We start from the raw sequence: 17,097 nt of genomic DNA on the forward strand, positions 1-17,097 counted from the left end.
AGTAAATCGGGTGGTTGGTCTAATTTCTTTACGCCTGAAGCCTGAGTCGATTACTTTTAGTCATTCACTCAGGGCAATTTTTTAATACAGATGGAACAGCAACCTGCCCAGAAAATCACTTGTGGTATTATTGAAAAGGCTGCTCTACACAGGGCGTTAATCAAGCATTTTATTGACCGAAAACCAGAATTGGAATTAGTATGGGAGTGTGAATTTCAGGAGACAGCTCATTCGTATTTTGAGTATAAAGTACCTGACATTTTATTTCTCCAGCTTCGGCACATACCCGTATATGTTGATCCGCTTTTACGACCAATACTTACCTATCATAAGGGTATTGTGGTTGCCACAGGCTATTATCCCGAAGAAGTTGGCCAGCTACCCTTTCCAGTAATCGCTTATCTGCAAAAACCTTTTTCTTACGAACAGTTTGCTGGAGCCATTGAACGTTATAAGGCGATGCGCACAGTGAACAACTGATGTACAGCCCTAAAAGGTAAAAACCTTTTAGAGTTAACTTAGAAGTATTACTGTGTTTTTCTGCCCGGATGGATTCCATCCGGGCTACCGATTTTATGACTTAGCTCCGTGCTTTTTCCGTAACGCATCGTACCGCAGCAGCCCTTCCAGATAATAATAGTCAGCGTAGATTAATGGGGTATCCACTTCGCTTTTTCCGGGTTTATGGCCAACGCTATGCTTGAGAATGAAGTTATTGTTCTCGCCCAGCGTTGCTTTATAAGCTGGCCCCGCGAGGCTTTGTAACATTTGTACTGCCGACTGATAGTAGGTTTTAGCCGATGGGCCGCCATAAGTCGATAATTCGAGCAGCGCCGATGCGGCAATGGCACCTGCCGACGCATCGCGTTCTTCGTTTGGAATATTGGGCGCATTGAAATCCCAGTACGGAATTTTGTCGGCGGGTAGATTTGGGTGATTCAGGTAAAAATCGGCGATGTGCCGGGCCTGATCCAGATACTTTTTATCCTTTGTTTCGCGATACATAACGGTATAGCCATACAACCCCCAAGCCTGGCCGCGTGCCCATGCTGAGCCGTCGGCTGCTCCCTGAGCCGTTTTTTTGGCGGCTACCGTTCCATCGGGGTTATAACAAATCACATGGTAGCTGCTATAGTCGGGGCGGAAATGGTTCCTGAGCGTGTTGTCGGCATGAGTAATGGCGATGTTTTGAAACTCTTTATTTCCTGATTTACGGGCGGCCCAGAACAAAAACTCCAGATTCATCATGTTGTCGATGATTACTGGGTAGGAATACTCCTGAAACTTGTTCCAGGATTTGATCAGGCCAACCTTTGGGTCGAACCGGGTCGACAACGACTTGGCACCTGTTAGCATAATAGGCACATAAGCTTCGTTTTTCGTAAGCTTATAGCCATTGCCAAATGGGCAGTAGATCATAAAACCCAGATCGTGCGTGCCCGTATTGTATTGCTCTTTTGCCACCGCCATTGTCCACTTTTGAGCCGCGTCTTTCCAGGTCGGATTTTTCGTGCGTTCATAAATGAACCAGAGCGAGCCACCAAAAAAACCGCTGCACCACCAGTCGGACTTCATATCGCGGATGCTACCATCGGGATTGGTCGATTGTGGAAATTTGGTTGTGTCGGGGTGCGTTTGCAGCATTCGTTCATACTGCTGAGTCGCAAAAGCAAACTCTTTGTCGACATCGATCGGTGTCTGCGCAACGGCCGACATCGTAACGAGGGTAAAAACACTAAGCAAATACCGTTTCATGAAAAGGAGGGGTTTATGGTTTACGGTATTCGGTTTACGGTTGCTCCGCATCAAAGCCAGCTAACAGGCGGAGCAACCGTAAACCGAATACCGTCTAACGTAAGTCATTGATTGCGATCATATCCATATCGGCATAGTCCATATTTTCGCCCGCCATTCCCCAGATAAACGAATAATTGGAGGTGCCACAGCCTGAATGGATAGACCAGGGGGGCGACACAATAGCCTGATGATTGGCCACCATCAGATGCCGGGTTTCGGTTGGCTGACCCATCAGATGTACAATGCGATGGGCGGGGTCAAGATCAAAATAAAAATAAGCTTCCATGCGTCGGTCGTGTACGTGCGAAGGCATCGTATTCCAGACACTTCCGGGCTTCAGAATGGTAAGCCCCATAACTAATTGGCAACTCGGTATACCATCGCGATGGATATAGCGGTAAATGACTCGCTCATTAGCCGCTTCCTTTGAACCCATTGGTGCCGAAAAAACGTCGGCCTGGGCTGCCTTTCGGGTTGGATAAGTGGTATGAGCCGGAGCCGACAACAGATAAAACAAGGCGGGAGCATCTGCTTGCTGACTGCTAAATGTTACCTCCTGACTACCCCGGCCGATATAGAGGCAATCCAACTTAGCGAGTTCATACAACTGCCCATCTACCGCGATAATTCCAGTGCCTCCCACATTGATTATGCCCAGCTCTCGCCGTTCCAGAAAGTAATTGCTTTTAAGTTCGTCGTACGTTTTTAGCGCAACCGGCGAACTTACCGGCATAACACCACCCACAATAACGCGATCGAAATGGCTGTAGCAAAGTTGTATTGTATCGGGGGAAAAGAGCGTTTCGATCAAAAAATGCTCACGAAGCTCATCGGTGCTAAACCGACGTGTTTCGTTCGGACCAACAGCATAGCGTACCTGCATGAATAATTCAGAAATAGTTTATGGTTATAAGTAGCAAGGTTTCGCGGATAAGTACCATTTTTGGCGATTGTTCAGGTGTTTAGGCTACACAATCGAGATGCCGAATCGCGCGGTATTTACTAGCTTTTTACAGAATATTATCTGAATTATTCAATCTATCAAAACAACAAAGCATAGAGATCCCTACTTTATCAGCACATTTTTTATGCAAACGATACCGCAACCGTTTGCATAAAAAATAGTAGCTATTTGTTCTGTACTATTTTTACCAGGCATAGGTTCATATGGTCTTTGGCTTTCTTTTAGGAAGAATTTCTGGACTCAGAATGCCACAACCAGGAATTTTTACATTTTCCGATTAGACCCAGTCTGCCACGGACCATGAGCAGAAAGCCGCTCACCTGGTGCCAGACAAGTGGTATTATTAGTTTTTGAGCAGATTCAGATCGGGCTGGGCGTACTTATACACTTTGAAATACAGCGTCGTTTTGGTCTGGTAAACCCCTTCTATCTTTGAAATTTCGTTAATGAATTCGACCAGGTGGTGGTTGGTAGGGCACATTACATCTACTTCCAGATCATAGTCACCGGATGTGCTGGCCAGAAAACTAACTTCGGGCATCCTGGATATTGTCTGAGCTATCTCTTCCTTCAACGTTGCGGGTCGTACATATACGGCTACATGCGCATAGGCTCGGAAACCCACTTTTTCGGGGTCAACACGCCCTACTATACTAATTATACCTTCCTCAATCAACCGATTTAGCCGAGTGCGTGCCGTACCGACGGATACATTCAACTGTTCGGCAATTTCGGTAAATGACATTCGACCATCTTTCTGCAAACAGGATAAGATAGAAAAATCGAGATCATCCAGTATGCTACTATTCTTTTCCATTTATGTGGTTTTGTTTGACAAAACTATTGCTAATATTTGATACATAAATAAATAATTTTTAGTTTGCACCTCTTATTTCTGCAAAAAATGCAGCATAACAACAAAACCATGAAATATTTGCCCGTTCAAAATTATATAGATGGAGACTTTGTCAGTGCTTCTGCCAACCGCCTGCTCGACGTTATTTCGCCTGTAGATGGCTCCCATCTGTCGACAGTTCCACTATCAACAAGTGCTGATCTGGATAAAGCAGTACAAGCGGCCAGCGCTGCCTTCCCGATCTGGAGCCGAACCACTATAAAAGAGCGGGTACAGGTCTTTTTTCGATATAAGGCGCTGTTAGAAAAGAATATAAAAGAACTGGCTTTGCTGGTGCAGGAAGAGAATGGCAAAACCTACGAGGAGGCTGTTGCAGAAATTGAAAAAGGAGTGGAGTTGGCGGAGTTTGCCTGTTCGCTTCCGCAGTTAATTCCTGGCGAAGTTCTCGAAGTGAGCAAAGGCGTAGAGTGCCGAACCGAGCACGTACCGTTGGGAGTGGTGGCCAGTATTGTGCCGTTTAATTTCCCGAGCATGGTGCCGAACTGGACAATTCCCAATGCTATAGCCCTCGGAAACTGTATGATACTAAAACCGTCGGAAAAAGTGCCGCTGAGTGTTGGCCGACTGGCGGGGTTGTTGCAGGAAGCGGGCTTACCCAAAGGTGTATTCAACATTGTTCATGGTGATAGTGAAGTAGTGAACGCTATTTGCGACCACCCTGCCATTGAAGCGGTTTCGTTTGTTGGTTCCACGAAAATTGCCAAACTGGTATATCAGCGGGCAACGAGCAATTTCAAACGGTGTCTGGCGCTTGGTGGAGCAAAAAACCACCTGATTGTGCTGCCCGATGCCATTCCGGGCATGACAGCCCAAAATATTACCGCATCGATGGCGGGTTGTGCCGGACAGCGTTGCATGGCTGCTTCGGCAATGGTGGCTGTCGGTCCGGTTGACCATATCATCGAAAAATTGTGTGAAGAAGCGCAGAAAGTGGTACCCGGTAAAAATCTGGGTGCTGTCATCAATCGGGCATCGAAAGAGCGAATCGAGCGATACATTACCGAAGCCGAACAACAGGGGGCCAAAGTGTTGGTGGATGGCCGGAACCCCAAAGTAGAAGGTAAGGAAAAGGGTACGTATGTTGGTCCTACGGTTATCGACTTTGTGAAACCCGACATGGCTATTGCGCAGGAAGAAATATTCGGACCGGTAATCAGTATTATGCGGACGAATACAGTTGACGAAGCGCTGGCCATTGAAAATGCGAATCCCTACGGAAATGCGGCAGCGGTTTTCACCCAAAACGGCGGTATGGCACGCTACGTCATGGATAAAGCCAGTGCCGGTATGGTGGGTGTCAACGTAGGTGTGCCCGTTCCGCGTGAACCGTTCTCTTTTGGCGGCTGGAACGAAAGCCGTTTCGGTGTTGGCGACATTACGGGCAAAAGCTCTATTGAATTCTGGACAAAACTTAGAAAAACAACAACAAAATGGAACCCCGAAGCGGGAATTAACTGGATGAGTTAACAAACCTAATCAAGCCCCCTTGGGGGGCTTATACTACTATGCTAGATACAATCTCACTTACTGAAACAGAAGAAATTCTACAAGAGAATTTTGATTCGACCGTGTTTGTCTGGAGTAAACAAAAAGGGATTTCTCCTATTGCGGTCAAATACGCGAAAGGAGTTTATCTGTACGATTACGACGATAAACGGTATATCGACTTTTCGTCGGGGCTAATGAACGTCAATATCGGTCATGGTAATCAGCGGGTTACAGAAGCCGTTGTTCGGCAAATGCAGGAAGTGAGTTATGTGACGCCCTACTGTGTGACGAAAGTGCGGGGTGAATTAGGTAAGAAACTTGCCGAAATCTGTCCTGGCGATCTAAACAAGGCTTATTTCACACTTTGTGGGGCAACTTCAATTGAAGCTGCCATCAAACTGGCGCGATCATACACCGGGCGGCATAAAATTATTAGCCGTTACCAATCCTACCATGGCGCTACTTACGGTGCTCTGTCGGTTGGTGGAGACCCTCGTAAACTACCCGACGATTCTCAGCAGTCGCCCAACTTTGTTCATGTCGATATTCCGTATCGGTACCGATGGAATCATGATGAAGCCAGTATGTTAGCCGATTCTGTAGCGCAGCTTGAACGAATCATTTCGTATGAAGGACCCGGAAATGTAGCGGGCATTTTGCTGGAAGGGGAGTCGGGTACATCGGGTTGTTTGCAATATCCGGTTGGTTATTTAAAAGCCGTTCGCGAGATCTGCGACAAGTACGGTATTTTGCTCATTATCGATGAAGTAATGAGTGGTTTTGGCCGGACAGGCAAGTGGTTTGGATTTGAAAATCATGGCATTGTGCCCGACATGGTGACGATGGCCAAAGGTATTACGGCTGGTTATCTGCCATTTGGGTGCCTGATGGTTACGGATAAAATTGCGGCCAAATACAACGATACTGTTCTGGCTACGGGCATGACCTATAATGCACATCCGGTTAGTTGTGCGGCTGCACTGGAAACCATCAAAATTTATGAAGATGAGAATCTGATTGAAAATGCGGCTGAAATGGGGCGCTACGTTGCCGGGCAGGCTGAGCTAATGAAACAGAAACATCCCTGCATCGGCGATTTCAGAACGACAGGTTTGCTGGGCTGTTTTGAGATTGTCAGGAATCGGGAAACCCGCGAACCTATGGCCCCTTTCAACGCAAAACCTGATGAAATGGCGGTCATGAGCAAAGTCGGAGCCAAACTCAAAGAGTTAGGCATGTATACCTTCGTTCGCTGGAGTTATGTGTTTGTGGCTCCTCCGCTCTGCGTAACAAAAGAACAAATCGACGAAGGGTTAGCCATCATCAGCGAGGCCCTGAAAATTGCCGATGAATATGTCAGTTAACAAAAGGCTACAAAGTCAATCCTAAAACACTCAACACTTGGACAATTATGCTCACAAACAGACGCAAATTCATAGAAACATTTTCGATTGGTACGGCCTCCGTCTTACTACCCATTGGAACGTTTGCGTCTGTAAAAGAAACATTGAATAAAGCTGATTCTGCAAAACGAATTATTTTGGATAGCGATACCGCTACCGACGATGCACTGGCGGTTTTGATGGCAGTAACATCGCCAAAACTGAAAGTCGAAGCCATAACTATTACCTGTGGTAACGTAGGGTTTGAGCAGCAGACAAAAAATGCGCTTTACACGCTGGAAATGGCCGGAAAATCAGGGCAAATTCCGGTTTATCAGGGATCGGCGCGGCCGTTGGTTCGGCAGGTACACGGCAATGCAACCTACGTACACGGAAGCGACGGCATGAGTGATGCTCATTTTCCCGATCCAAAACAGAAGCCAGAAAAAGAGCATGCCGTGGATGCCATCATTCGATTGGTCAATGCCAATCCCGGCGAGCTATCTCTTGTGGCCATTGGTCCGTTGACCAACGTAGCACTGGCCATTTTGAAAGACCCTTCCATCGTGAAGAAAGTAAAAGAACTGTATTTCATGGGGGGATTTTACAAGTTCTACGGGAATATAAATCCGGGGGCTACCTACAATGCCTGGGTCGATCCTGAGGCTGCTCGGGTAGTGTTTCAGTCGGGGATTCCAATTACAACCGTCGGGTTTGATGTAAGTGTAAAGAGTTCGGTATTTACCGATGCTGATTACGAGAAAGTGGAAACGTTAGGGACGAAATATGCTGATTTCTTTCTGAAAATCAACCGTATTCGTCGGATGTATTGCAAGGAGCATCAGAAAATGAATGGCTCGAATCACCCCGATGCCATCACCATTGCCGCTGTAATTGACCCCACTATCGTTACAGAAAAAATAACCCGGTTTGTGGATGTCGAAACCCGGGGAGAACTGACCCTTGGAGCGCTGGCGATTGATGAATTGGGGGTGTGGGGTAAGCCCCCAAACACCACCATCTGTGTGGAAGCCGACGAAGCCAGGTTCAAGAAAATGGTCTTCGATACATTGAGAATGAGCTAAATAGTTTGTAAGTTACAAAGCCCCTAGCCCCAACGGGGCCAGTGCTGCCGCTACCAGAGTTACGGACTTTGGCAGCCAATTGGGTAGGCGACAGTAACCGGACATCGGGCTGCCGAAGCATCGGACTGCCGTTGCATCGGACTGCCGTTGCATCGGACTGCCGTTGCATCGGACTGCCGTTGCATCGGACTGCCGTTGCATCGGACTGCCGTTGCATCGGACTGCCGTTGCATCGGACTGCCGTTGCAGTGTGTTAGGGGCTTAAACAACCGAAAAATGGAAACCGTAGACGAATCATCGGCGCTTTATAGTGAAGATCTGGCCCCCATTCCGGCATCGAAACGGACATGGGGAACCTGGAATTATGCGGCCTTATGGATTAGTATGAGTCTGTGTATTCCCACGTATATGATGGCCAGTTCGCTCATTGAAGGCGGGATGAACTGGTGGCAGGCCATTCTGACCATTTTTCTGGGAAATACCATTGTCCTGGTTCCGATGATTCTGAACGGTCATGCCGGGGCTAAATACGGCATCCCCTTTCCGGTGCTGGCACGAGCCAGCTTTGGTACTAGTGGAGCAAATATACCAGCAATGCTACGTGCCATTGTAGCCTGTGGCTGGTTCGGTATTCAGACCTGGCTTGGTGGTTTTTCGTTATACCAGATGCTTCGGTTGTGGATTCCATCGCTGGAGACATTGCCCGGCATATTTCCGGCTTCGTTTGGTTTGCAAACGGGACCAGCCATTTGTTTTCTGTTGTTCTGGCTGCTGAACATGTATGTCGTTTATCTGGGTGTCGAAAGCATTAAGAAGCTTCTCATTTTCAAAGCGTTCTTTCTGCCAGTTGCTGCTCTTGCCTTGCTCTGGTGGGCCATATCGGCCGGAAATGGATTAGGACCCATCCTTCAGCAGTCGTCCAAATTTGCCGATTCATCGGCGTTCTTTGCGTTTTTCTTTCCGGCCTTAACCGGGATGGTAGGCTTCTGGGCAACACTCTCGCTGAACATTCCCGATTTTACCCGGTATGCTACCAGCCAGCAAGCGCAGATCAAAGGGCAGGCCATTGGCTTACCACCGTCTATGACCTTGTTTTCGTTCATAGGGGTAGTCGTTACCTCGGCTACGACAATCATCTATGGGACTACGATCTGGGACCCGCTGATTTTGGCCGGAAAATTTGAAAACAAACTACTGGTCAGCATAGCCATGATCTCGGTGGCAATCTCCACATTGGCCACCAATATTGCTGCTAACATTGTCAGTCCCGCCAATGATTTTGCCAACCTGGCACCATCAAAAATTGATTTTCGAAAGGGGGGATACATTACAGGACTGATCGGTATACTGATCTTCCCCTGGAAATTAATTGCCGACCCCACAGGCTTCATTTTTACGTGGCTGGTTGGGTATTCCAGTCTGCTCGGGCCGGTGGGTGGTATCATGATCGCCGACTATTTCTTCCTACGGAAACAGAAACTGGTGTTGACCGACCTCTATAGCACGACCGGGATTTATAGTTTCAAAAATGGATTTAATTCATCGGCCGTCATTGCGCTGCTGGCGGGTATTATCCCGAACATTCCTGGTTTTCTGACGACTATCCAGGCCATTCCGGCCGACAGTGTACCGACCTGGATTTCACAGCTATATAACTATGCCTGGTTCGTCGGCTTTTTCCTGAGCGGTGGTGTCTATCTGGGATTGATGCGGAGTAGTTTCTCAACCGCAAAGAACGCAGAGGTTTTCGCAAAGAGCGCATAAGGTTCGTAAAGAACACAAAGAAAGACATGTCAATACTTATTAAAAACGGTCGGGTTATTACGGCGGCTGAGGATTACGTTGCGGATATTTTTATTGAGGGTGAAACGATCTCGGCCATCGGTAAGAATTTACCCATTCAGGCCGATACGGTGATCGATGCGTCGGGAAAACTAGTTTTCCCGGGTGGTATCGACCCGCATGTACACTTGTCGATGCCGTTTATGGGTACCTTTTCGAGCGATACGTATGAAACCGGAACGCGGGCGGCATTATTTGGTGGAACAACGACTGTCATTGATTTTGTGCTGCAAAAACAGGGGTATTCACTGAAAGAAGCCCTCGCCGACTGGAATTCCCGGGCCCGTGGCACGGCCGTTGGCGACTACAGTTTTCACATGGCTGTCACCGATTTCACCGATGAGTCGAAGTCCGAAATCAAGGATATGGTTGAGAACGAGGGGATTACCTCGTTCAAAACGTTCATGGCTTATAAAGGGGCTTTGATGATCAACGACAGCCAGATGGTTGGCCTGATGCAGGAGGTGAAAAAGCAGGGCGGCATGGTAACGGTTCATGCGACCAACGGCGATATGATCGATTACCTGATTGCCAAACATCGGTCGGAGGGCAAACTATCTCCGCTTTACCATTATCTCTCACAGCCTGAAGTGACCGAAGCGGAAGCAAGCTGCCGCTTTACCGATCTGGCCGATTACACCGGCTGTCCGGGCTACATCGTACACATGACCTGTGAGGGAGCGTTGAATGGCGTTCGGAATGCTACCCGACGTAACCAGAAAGTTTTTGCCGAAACCTGTATTCAATACCTGATTCTGGATGCGTCATTGTACGAGCAGAATTTTGAGGGGGCAAAGTGGGTGATGAGTCCGCCCTTGCGGGAGAAAAAAGACCAGCAGGCGCTCTGGGCTGGTATCAATCAGGGATTGGTGCAGGTAGTCGCAACCGATCACTGCCCGTTTATGTGGGAACAGAAACTGATGGGCAAGGATGATTTCTCGAAGATTCCGAATGGGCACCCGGCTATCGAAAATCGCATGGAGTTATTGTACAGTGAGGGCGTAAACAAAGGCAAAATCACGCTAAACAAGTACGTAGAAGTAGCTTGTACGAACCCGGCCAAAATCTTCGGTATGTTCCCTAAAAAAGGAACCATCGGAATCGGCAGCGATGCCGATATTGTGATTTTTGACCCGAACGAAAAGCATACCTTGTCGGCCAAAACCCACCACATGAACGTTGACTACTCTGGCTACGAAGGCTGGGAACTAACCGGCAAAGTCAAGACCGTTCTGCTACGCGGCACCGTCGCTATTGACGACAATAAATGCCTGATCGACAAAGGCTTCGGTCAATTTATAAAACGAAATAAAGTAAGTAATAAAATCTAACCCCCTTGGGGGCCAGGGGCTTTTAAACCCAACGTAAGCATGCCAAGACTAATTAAATCGGGATTGATCCAGATGAGCCTGCCGAAGACCGAAGGCGAAGGCACGATTGACGAAATTAAAGAAGCGATGGTGCAGAAGCACATACCGCTCATTGAAGAGGCCGGTCAGAAGGGCGTGCAGATTTTATGTTTGCAGGAAATTTTTAATACACCCTATTTCTGTCCGGGGCAAGATAGTGCCTGGTATGCTTCGGCCGAATCAGTTCCTGGTCCTACCACTGAGCGGATGGCTGAATATGCTAAAAAGTACAATATGGTGATGATTGTTCCGGTTTACGAAAAGGAGCAGGCTGGCGTATTGTACAACACCGCTGCTGTTATCGATGCGGATGGTACGTATCTGGGCAAATACCGCAAGAACCATATCCCGCATACATCGGGTTTCTGGGAGAAATTTTTCTTCAAACCCGGCAATCTGGGCTACCCGGTCTTCCAGACTCGCTATGCCAAAATCGGCGTTTACATCTGCTACGACCGCCATTTCCCCGATGGGGCCCGGTGTCTTGGCCTGAACGGTGCCGAAATCGTGTACAATCCGTCGGCAACGGTAGCCGGACTATCGCAATACCTCTGGAAGCTCGAACAACCGGCTCATGCAGCCGCCAATGGTTATTTTATGGGCTGCATCAACCGCGTCGGTGAAGAAAAGCCCTGGAATCTGGGTCGGTTCTACGGTACTTCCTATTTCGTGGACCCACGCGGTCAAATCTTCGCCCAGGCTTCGGAAGATAAAGACGAACTCCTCATTGCCGAATTTGACCTCGACATGATCGACGAAGTACGCAGCGTCTGGCAGTTCTTCCGCGACCGCCGACCCGAGACGTATAAGGAATTGGTAGAACTGTAACGCAATGATGAATTATGAATGATAAATGATGAACGAAACAAGTCAACTGTCATTCACAATTCATCATTTATCATTCATAATTATCAACGTGGCTATTCTCAACAACCGACTTACGACTGAACAATACGAGCAAAACTTCAGTGACATTCACCCGCCGTTTGAGTCACGCGAAGCGGCTCTGGTGGAAGCAAATCGCTGTCTGTTTTGTTACGATGCTCCCTGCATCAAAAGCTGTCCGACGAGCATCAATATCCCGAAATTCATCAAGCAGATTACCACCGATAACATTAAAGGTTCGGCCTATACCATTCTGGACGCCAACATCATGGGGGGCGGTTGCTCGAAAGTCTGCCCCGTTGAGAAGTTGTGCGAAGGCTCCTGCGTATACAATCTGCTCGAAGAACCACCCATTCCGATTGCCAAACTGCAGCGGTATTCGACCGAGAAAGCGATTGAGCAAAAATGGCCATTGTTTCAGCGGAAGCCTTCTGTCGGCAAAAAAGTGGCCGTGGTCGGGGCTGGACCGGCGGGATTGAGTTGCGCTCACGTACTAAGCCGCGAAGGAGTCGATGTAACGATCTATGAAAAGGAAAGCAAAGGCGGTGGCCTAATGACCTACGGCATTGCAGCCTACAAAGTGACTCCGCAGTTCTGTGAGGATGAGGTGAACTTTATCACATCACTCGGCGGCATTACCATCAACTACGATCAGGAACTGGGGCGAAATGTGACGCTTGCCGAGCTACAGGCTAACTACGATGCTGTTTATCTGGGCATCGGCGTTGGTGTTGCCCGGCATTTGGCTATTCCCGGCGAAGATTTGGAAGGGGTTGAAGACGCTATCCGATTCATTTACGACATCCGCGAAAAAGGGTATCCATCCGTTCCGGTTGGCGATAAAGTAGCCGTGATTGGACTAGGCATGACCGCCATCGATGCCGCTACGCAAGCCAAACGGCTGGGTGCCAAAGAGGTAACCATCGTTTATCGTCGAACACAGGCCGAAATGCCAAGTACCGAAGTAGAATTGAACCTGGCAAAACTGGACAGTTGTAACATCATCTGGCTGGCATCGCCCAAAGAAATACTAGGCGAAAATGGCCGGGTAACACAACTGGTTTGCAACGTTATGGAACTGAGTGTACCTGACAACAGTGGCCGCCGGACACCGGTCGAAACGGGTGAAACCATCACGCTGGATGTCGATATGGTCATTAAAGCCGCCGGACAGATTCCCTATGAAGAACTGGTTAGCAGCAACCAGCTCACAAACTGGTCTGGTAAACTAGCCATCAACGACAATTGCGAAACCAACATCCCCGGTGTTTTTGCCGGTGGCGACTGTGTAAACGGCGGCAAAGAAGTCGTCGACGCCGTACAGGCCGGTAAAGACGGAGCAAGAGCGATACTGAAAAAAATGATAGAATGACTGAATGATAGAATACTGTCCATTTTTATCATTCTATCATTCAGTCATTCTATCATTCAATCATTAAAATTATGGCAGACTTAAGCACAAATTTCCTCGGGATCAAATCGCCGAATCCGTATTGGCTGGCGAGTGCTCCGCCTACGGATAAAAAATATAATGTCCTGCGGGCGTTTGAAGCCGGTTGGGGCGGAGTGGTTTGGAAAACGCTGGGATCTCAGATCAAAAACGTGTCATCACGCTATTCGGCGGTCGATTATAACGGCACCAAAGTGATGGGGTTCAACAATATCGAACTGATTTCCGACCGACCCCTCGATATCAACCTGCGCGAAATTGCCGAATGCGTTCGGGAGTTTCCCGACCGGGCGATGGTTGTGTCGCTAATGGCCGATAATACCCGCGACAAATGGCATGAACTGATTGCCCAAGTGGAAGATACAGGCGCACACGGGCTTGAATTGAACTTCGGTTGCCCGCATGGCATGACTGAGCGCGGCATGGGTGCGGCCGTTGGGCAAGACCCGGAAATTGCCAAAATGGTGGTCGAATGGGTCATGGAAAAGGCCACAATACCAGTTATTACCAAACTGACCCCCAACGTTCATTCGGTAGTGCCAACGGGCCGGGCGTCGGTTGAAGGAGGCACCAACGCGCTCTCGCTGATTAATACCATTCAGTCTGTAACGGGTGTCGACCTGGATACCTTTGTGCCAAATCCATACGTAGCCGGGAAATCGGTATATGGTGGGTATTGCGGTCCGGCCGTAAAGCCAATTGCCCTGAAAATGCTGACGACCATTGCGCAGGACCCGGTTACATCGCGCGTACCGATTTCGGGTATTGGTGGTATCAGTACCTGGAAAGATGCCGCCGAATTTATGCTGCTGGGCGCTACATCGGTACAGGTATGTACGGCCGTTATGAAACATGGTTTTCGGATTATCGACGATCTGTGCGACGGACTCAACAACTGGATGGACGAAAAAGGTTTTAAAACCATTTACGACTTCATCGGTAAATCGGTGCCGACCATCACGCATTGGGAAGATCTCGACATTAATTACCACATCGTTGCCAATATCAACCAGGATAAATGCATTCACTGCGGCCTATGCTACATTGCCTGTGAAGACACCTCGCATCAGGCCATCAGTCTGACCTACGGAAAGCCATATAACACCTATTCGATCATCGAAAATGAGTGTGTAGGCTGCAATTTGTGTAAATTAGTATGTCCTGTCGATAGCTGTATAACGATGGTTGAGCAACGCAAAGGCGACGAATACCTGAACTGGAAAGAATTCCAACGGCGCGGACTACCCCTGAACGATCATTAACTAATTATGAATGATAAATGATGAACAGAGCTACACAAATGATCATTCACAATTGATGTGAGTGCCTAAGAAAGTCTAAAATTAATTGAGTTAACGTTTTGATTTCCTTCATTTTAAATAATAAAGAAGTAAGTACGACGCTGCCGCCCGGAACGACGGTGCTTGATTTTGTGCGCTATCATCACTACCTGACAGGTACAAAAATTGGCTGTCGGGAAGGCGATTGTGGGGCCTGTACGGTGCTGGTGGGCGATAGTTCGACTGGGGAGTTACGCTATCAGACAGCTACGTCCTGCCTGATGCCGTTGGGGAATGCCCACGGAAAACACATCGTTACAATTGAAGGCATCAACATGGATGACCTGAATCCTATTCAGCAGGCCATGGCCGACGAATCGGCTACACAATGCGGGTTTTGTACGCCCGGTTTTGTGATGTCGCTGGCGGGCTTTTGTCTGAGTAATAAAACGGCTACTACGCAAAATGCCATTGCGGCTATAGATGGTAATATCTGCCGCTGTACAGGCTATAAGTCTATCGAGCGGGCAGCTGCTCATGTGGCTGAATTGGTAGGGTCACGAACAGAAGAAACACCAGCGCAGTTTGTGGCAGATCGTGGAATTTTGCCGTCGTATTTTGCTACGATTCAGGAGCGATTGCAGGCTTTGCGGTTAAATTTAAATGGTGAATTAAAGAACGACAATCCATTGGCGCAACGGGTTGGCGGAGGAACAGACGTTTACGTACAGAAACACGACGAAATCAGGGAAGCTTCCATTCAGTTTCTGTCCGATAATATAGCGCTGAAAGGTATCCGTCAGGATGGTAATCAATGTGTTATTGGCGCTGCGACGACTGTTACTGACTTGGTAGAATCGCCTGTGATACAGCGCTATTTTCCTGATTTTAAGGCCTACACAAAGCTGGTTTCATCGACGCCAATCCGCAATATGGCGACCATCGGCGGTAACTTTATCAATGCTTCACCAATTGGCGATTTTACGATCTTTTTCCTCGCACTGGATGCCCGGCTTACATTGACGGATGGGGTAACGACTCGCGAATTGCCATTGAGAGAATTGTATCTTGGCTATAAAACGCTCGATAAACGCCCTGATGAATATCTCGAACAGATTTGCTTTCAGTTGCCGGGTTCATCGACTCGATTCAATTTCGAGAAAGTCAGCAAACGGACCCATCTGGATATCGCCAGTGTTAATTCGGCCATTCAGCTTACGGTTGATGACGATAAGATAACATCAGTAAACTTGTCGGCGGGTGGCATTGCGCCCATCCCAAAGCGATTAACGAACACCGAAGCGTTTTTAACGGGGCAACCGATCACTGAAGCATTAATTCTCGAAGCCACAAACGTAGCCCAAACCGACATCGCGCCCATTAGCGACGCACGCGGAACCGAAACCTATAAAGGGCTTTTGCTCAGTCAATTAATAAAAGCCCATTTTATTAAGTTGTTCCCCGAATTGAAGGCGGAACAGTTGGTGGTTGGATAGAATGTAAAGGCATTTCTGCCGCCCCTTCAGGGCTGTTACTCGGGTTAACGTGGCCTGTTTTCTATAATAATGTCATCCCTTCGGGATTAATGCAGTCAATGTCATAGCAAATGTGAAGGGCTGACTCCAGAAAACAGAAAGTCTGTCAGGAGTATATCAGCAATAAAAACCCCGCAACAAAAAGCTTGAAAAGCTGCTGGTTTTATAGAGCCAACCACGCGTTAATAACCCAGAGCCCCGGAGGGGTAACAATATTGTAGCAGAAAAGCAAACACCTAATCAAAACCCCGAAGGGGGTGACAATATTATAGCAGAAAGACAAATGCCATACAAAAGCCCTGAAAGGGCGGCAGGATTATAGCAGAAAGGCAACACCGTAACATAAGCCCCGACGGGGCGACATTTTAACTATGGCTGGTACATACTCTCAGATTTATATACAGATTGTATTTGCGGTAAAAGGCAGAGACAATTTAATTAGGAAAGATTGGAAGGACGATTTGTATAAATACATTGCCGGAATCATAAAAGGGAAAGACCAAAAACCAATAATCGTAAATGGAGCAGCCGATCACGTTCATATTTTTGCTGGTTTGCGGCCATCGATGTCTATTTCGGATTTGGTAAGGGATATCAAGAGCAATTCCTGCAATTTCATTAATGACCGTAAATGGGTAAGGGGTAAGTTTTCATGGCAGGAAGGATATGGCGCGTTTTCGTATGGGCAATCGCAGGTTGATTCCGTCTATCAGTACATCCTGAATCAGGAAGAACATCATAGAAATCGTACATTTAAAGAAGAATACCACGAGTTTTTGAGAAAATTTCAGATTGAATTCGACGAAAAATATTTGTTTGATTGGATTGAGGAGTAAATGGTGTCGCCCCTTCGGGGCTTTACTCGTGCTGGCATGGTCTTTTGCTATAATAATACCATCCCTTCGGGATTTACATTTTTGAAAAGATTTAGTTTAAATAAGCCTGAAAGGCTAACAGCATTATAGAAAAAGGAAACTGCAACAAAACCACTGAAGGGGTAACAATATTGTAGCAGAAAAGCAAACACCTAATCAAAACCCCGAAGGGGGTGACAATATTATAGC

General features: G+C 47.7%; 14 protein-coding genes. 11 read left to right on the forward strand and 3 right to left on the reverse strand.

Translation table 11 applies throughout. The features are described 5' to 3' along the window. Positions 1-90: 90 nt before the first annotated feature. Entirely contained in the window at positions 91-480 is a 390-nt protein-coding gene (locus WBJ53_RS09235; protein WP_338875800.1) for a hypothetical protein, read from the forward strand. 93 nt (positions 481-573) lie between these two features. Here WBJ53_RS09235 and WBJ53_RS09240 read toward each other — a convergent pair whose 3' ends face one another. From WBJ53_RS09240 to WBJ53_RS09250, 3 genes are all read right to left on the reverse strand, one after another. Beyond that, complete coding sequence (locus WBJ53_RS09240; RefSeq protein ID WP_338875801.1) at positions 574-1,755, reverse strand: glycoside hydrolase family 88 protein; 1,182 nt, start codon at positions 1,753-1,755, stop codon at positions 574-576. Positions 1,756-1,849: 94 nt separating this feature from the next. Further along, positions 1,850-2,680: a 5-dehydro-4-deoxy-D-glucuronate isomerase gene (gene kduI, locus WBJ53_RS09245; protein WP_338875802.1), complete on the reverse strand. Its 831-nt coding sequence runs from the start codon at positions 2,678-2,680 to the stop codon at positions 1,850-1,852. A gap of 424 nt (positions 2,681-3,104) precedes the next feature. Beyond that, positions 3,105-3,578, reverse strand: coding sequence for an Lrp/AsnC family transcriptional regulator (locus tag WBJ53_RS09250; protein WP_338875803.1), 474 nt, complete (start codon positions 3,576-3,578; stop codon positions 3,105-3,107). Between the two features lie 108 nt (positions 3,579-3,686). Between WBJ53_RS09250 and WBJ53_RS09255 the strand changes: the two genes are divergently transcribed. The 10 genes from WBJ53_RS09255 (at position 3,687) to tnpA (ending at position 16,869) form a co-directional block, all read left to right on the forward strand. After that, entirely contained in the window at positions 3,687-5,144 is a 1,458-nt protein-coding gene (locus WBJ53_RS09255) for a CoA-acylating methylmalonate-semialdehyde dehydrogenase (RefSeq protein WP_338875804.1), read from the forward strand. 38 nt (positions 5,145-5,182) lie between these two features. After that, positions 5,183-6,529: an aminotransferase class III-fold pyridoxal phosphate-dependent enzyme gene (locus WBJ53_RS09260; RefSeq protein ID WP_338875805.1), complete on the forward strand. Its 1,347-nt coding sequence runs from the start codon at positions 5,183-5,185 to the stop codon at positions 6,527-6,529. A 47-nt stretch (positions 6,530-6,576) separates the two neighbouring features. Further along, the gene (locus WBJ53_RS09265; RefSeq protein ID WP_338875806.1) at positions 6,577-7,632 is read left to right on the forward strand and encodes a nucleoside hydrolase; all 1,056 of its coding nucleotides are present in this window, start codon (positions 6,577-6,579) and stop codon (positions 7,630-7,632) included. 276 nt (positions 7,633-7,908) lie between these two features. Continuing rightward, positions 7,909-9,396 carry an NCS1 family nucleobase:cation symporter-1 gene (locus WBJ53_RS09270; protein WP_338875807.1) on the forward strand — a complete coding sequence of 496 codons (1,488 nt, stop codon included), beginning with the start codon at positions 7,909-7,911 and terminating at the stop codon, positions 9,394-9,396. A gap of 26 nt (positions 9,397-9,422) precedes the next feature. Then, on the forward strand, positions 9,423-10,805 hold the full coding sequence (gene hydA / locus WBJ53_RS09275) for a dihydropyrimidinase (RefSeq protein WP_338875808.1): 1,383 nt from the start codon (positions 9,423-9,425) through the stop codon (positions 10,803-10,805). 39 nt (positions 10,806-10,844) lie between these two features. Continuing rightward, positions 10,845-11,711 (forward strand): nitrilase-related carbon-nitrogen hydrolase, encoded by an 867-nt coding sequence (locus tag WBJ53_RS09280; protein ID WP_338875809.1) that lies wholly within the window; start codon positions 10,845-10,847, stop codon positions 11,709-11,711. Between the two features lie 25 nt (positions 11,712-11,736). Further along, a complete protein-coding gene (locus tag WBJ53_RS09285; protein ID WP_338875810.1) occupies positions 11,737-13,140 on the forward strand; it encodes an NAD(P)-dependent oxidoreductase in 1,404 nt (467 codons plus the stop codon). Positions 13,141-13,211: 71 nt separating this feature from the next. Next, complete coding sequence (preA, locus tag WBJ53_RS09290) at positions 13,212-14,480, forward strand: NAD-dependent dihydropyrimidine dehydrogenase subunit PreA (RefSeq protein WP_338875811.1); 1,269 nt, start codon at positions 13,212-13,214, stop codon at positions 14,478-14,480. Positions 14,481-14,578: 98 nt separating this feature from the next. Beyond that, on the forward strand, positions 14,579-15,994 hold the full coding sequence (locus WBJ53_RS09295; RefSeq protein ID WP_338875812.1) for an FAD binding domain-containing protein: 1,416 nt from the start codon (positions 14,579-14,581) through the stop codon (positions 15,992-15,994). A 410-nt stretch (positions 15,995-16,404) separates the two neighbouring features. Next, positions 16,405-16,869 (forward strand): IS200/IS605 family transposase, encoded by a 465-nt coding sequence (gene tnpA / locus WBJ53_RS09300; RefSeq protein WP_338875813.1) that lies wholly within the window; start codon positions 16,405-16,407, stop codon positions 16,867-16,869. Positions 16,870-17,097 lie beyond the last annotated feature (228 nt).

Origin of the sequence: Spirosoma sp. SC4-14, assembly GCF_037201965.1 — a bacterium.
Taxonomy (GTDB): domain Bacteria; phylum Bacteroidota; class Bacteroidia; order Cytophagales; family Spirosomataceae; genus Spirosoma.

Coding starts and splice junctions, on each gene's coding strand:
- WBJ53_RS09235 (WP_338875800.1), top strand. CDS start 91: ATGGAACAGCAACCTGCCCAGAAAATCACTTGTGGTATTATTGAAAAG.
- WBJ53_RS09240 (WP_338875801.1), bottom strand. CDS start 1,755: ATGAAACGGTATTTGCTTAGTGTTTTTACCCTCGTTACGATGTCGGCC.
- kduI (WP_338875802.1), bottom strand. CDS start 2,680: ATGCAGGTACGCTATGCTGTTGGTCCGAACGAAACACGTCGGTTTAGC.
- WBJ53_RS09250 (WP_338875803.1), bottom strand. CDS start 3,578: ATGGAAAAGAATAGTAGCATACTGGATGATCTCGATTTTTCTATCTTA.
- WBJ53_RS09255 (WP_338875804.1), top strand. CDS start 3,687: ATGAAATATTTGCCCGTTCAAAATTATATAGATGGAGACTTTGTCAGT.
- WBJ53_RS09260 (WP_338875805.1), top strand. CDS start 5,183: ATGCTAGATACAATCTCACTTACTGAAACAGAAGAAATTCTACAAGAG.
- WBJ53_RS09265 (WP_338875806.1), top strand. CDS start 6,577: ATGCTCACAAACAGACGCAAATTCATAGAAACATTTTCGATTGGTACG.
- WBJ53_RS09270 (WP_338875807.1), top strand. CDS start 7,909: ATGGAAACCGTAGACGAATCATCGGCGCTTTATAGTGAAGATCTGGCC.
- hydA (WP_338875808.1), top strand. CDS start 9,423: ATGTCAATACTTATTAAAAACGGTCGGGTTATTACGGCGGCTGAGGAT.
- WBJ53_RS09280 (WP_338875809.1), top strand. CDS start 10,845: ATGCCAAGACTAATTAAATCGGGATTGATCCAGATGAGCCTGCCGAAG.
- WBJ53_RS09285 (WP_338875810.1), top strand. CDS start 11,737: ATGATGAACGAAACAAGTCAACTGTCATTCACAATTCATCATTTATCA.
- preA (WP_338875811.1), top strand. CDS start 13,212: ATGGCAGACTTAAGCACAAATTTCCTCGGGATCAAATCGCCGAATCCG.
- tnpA (WP_338875813.1), top strand. CDS start 16,405: ATGGCTGGTACATACTCTCAGATTTATATACAGATTGTATTTGCGGTA.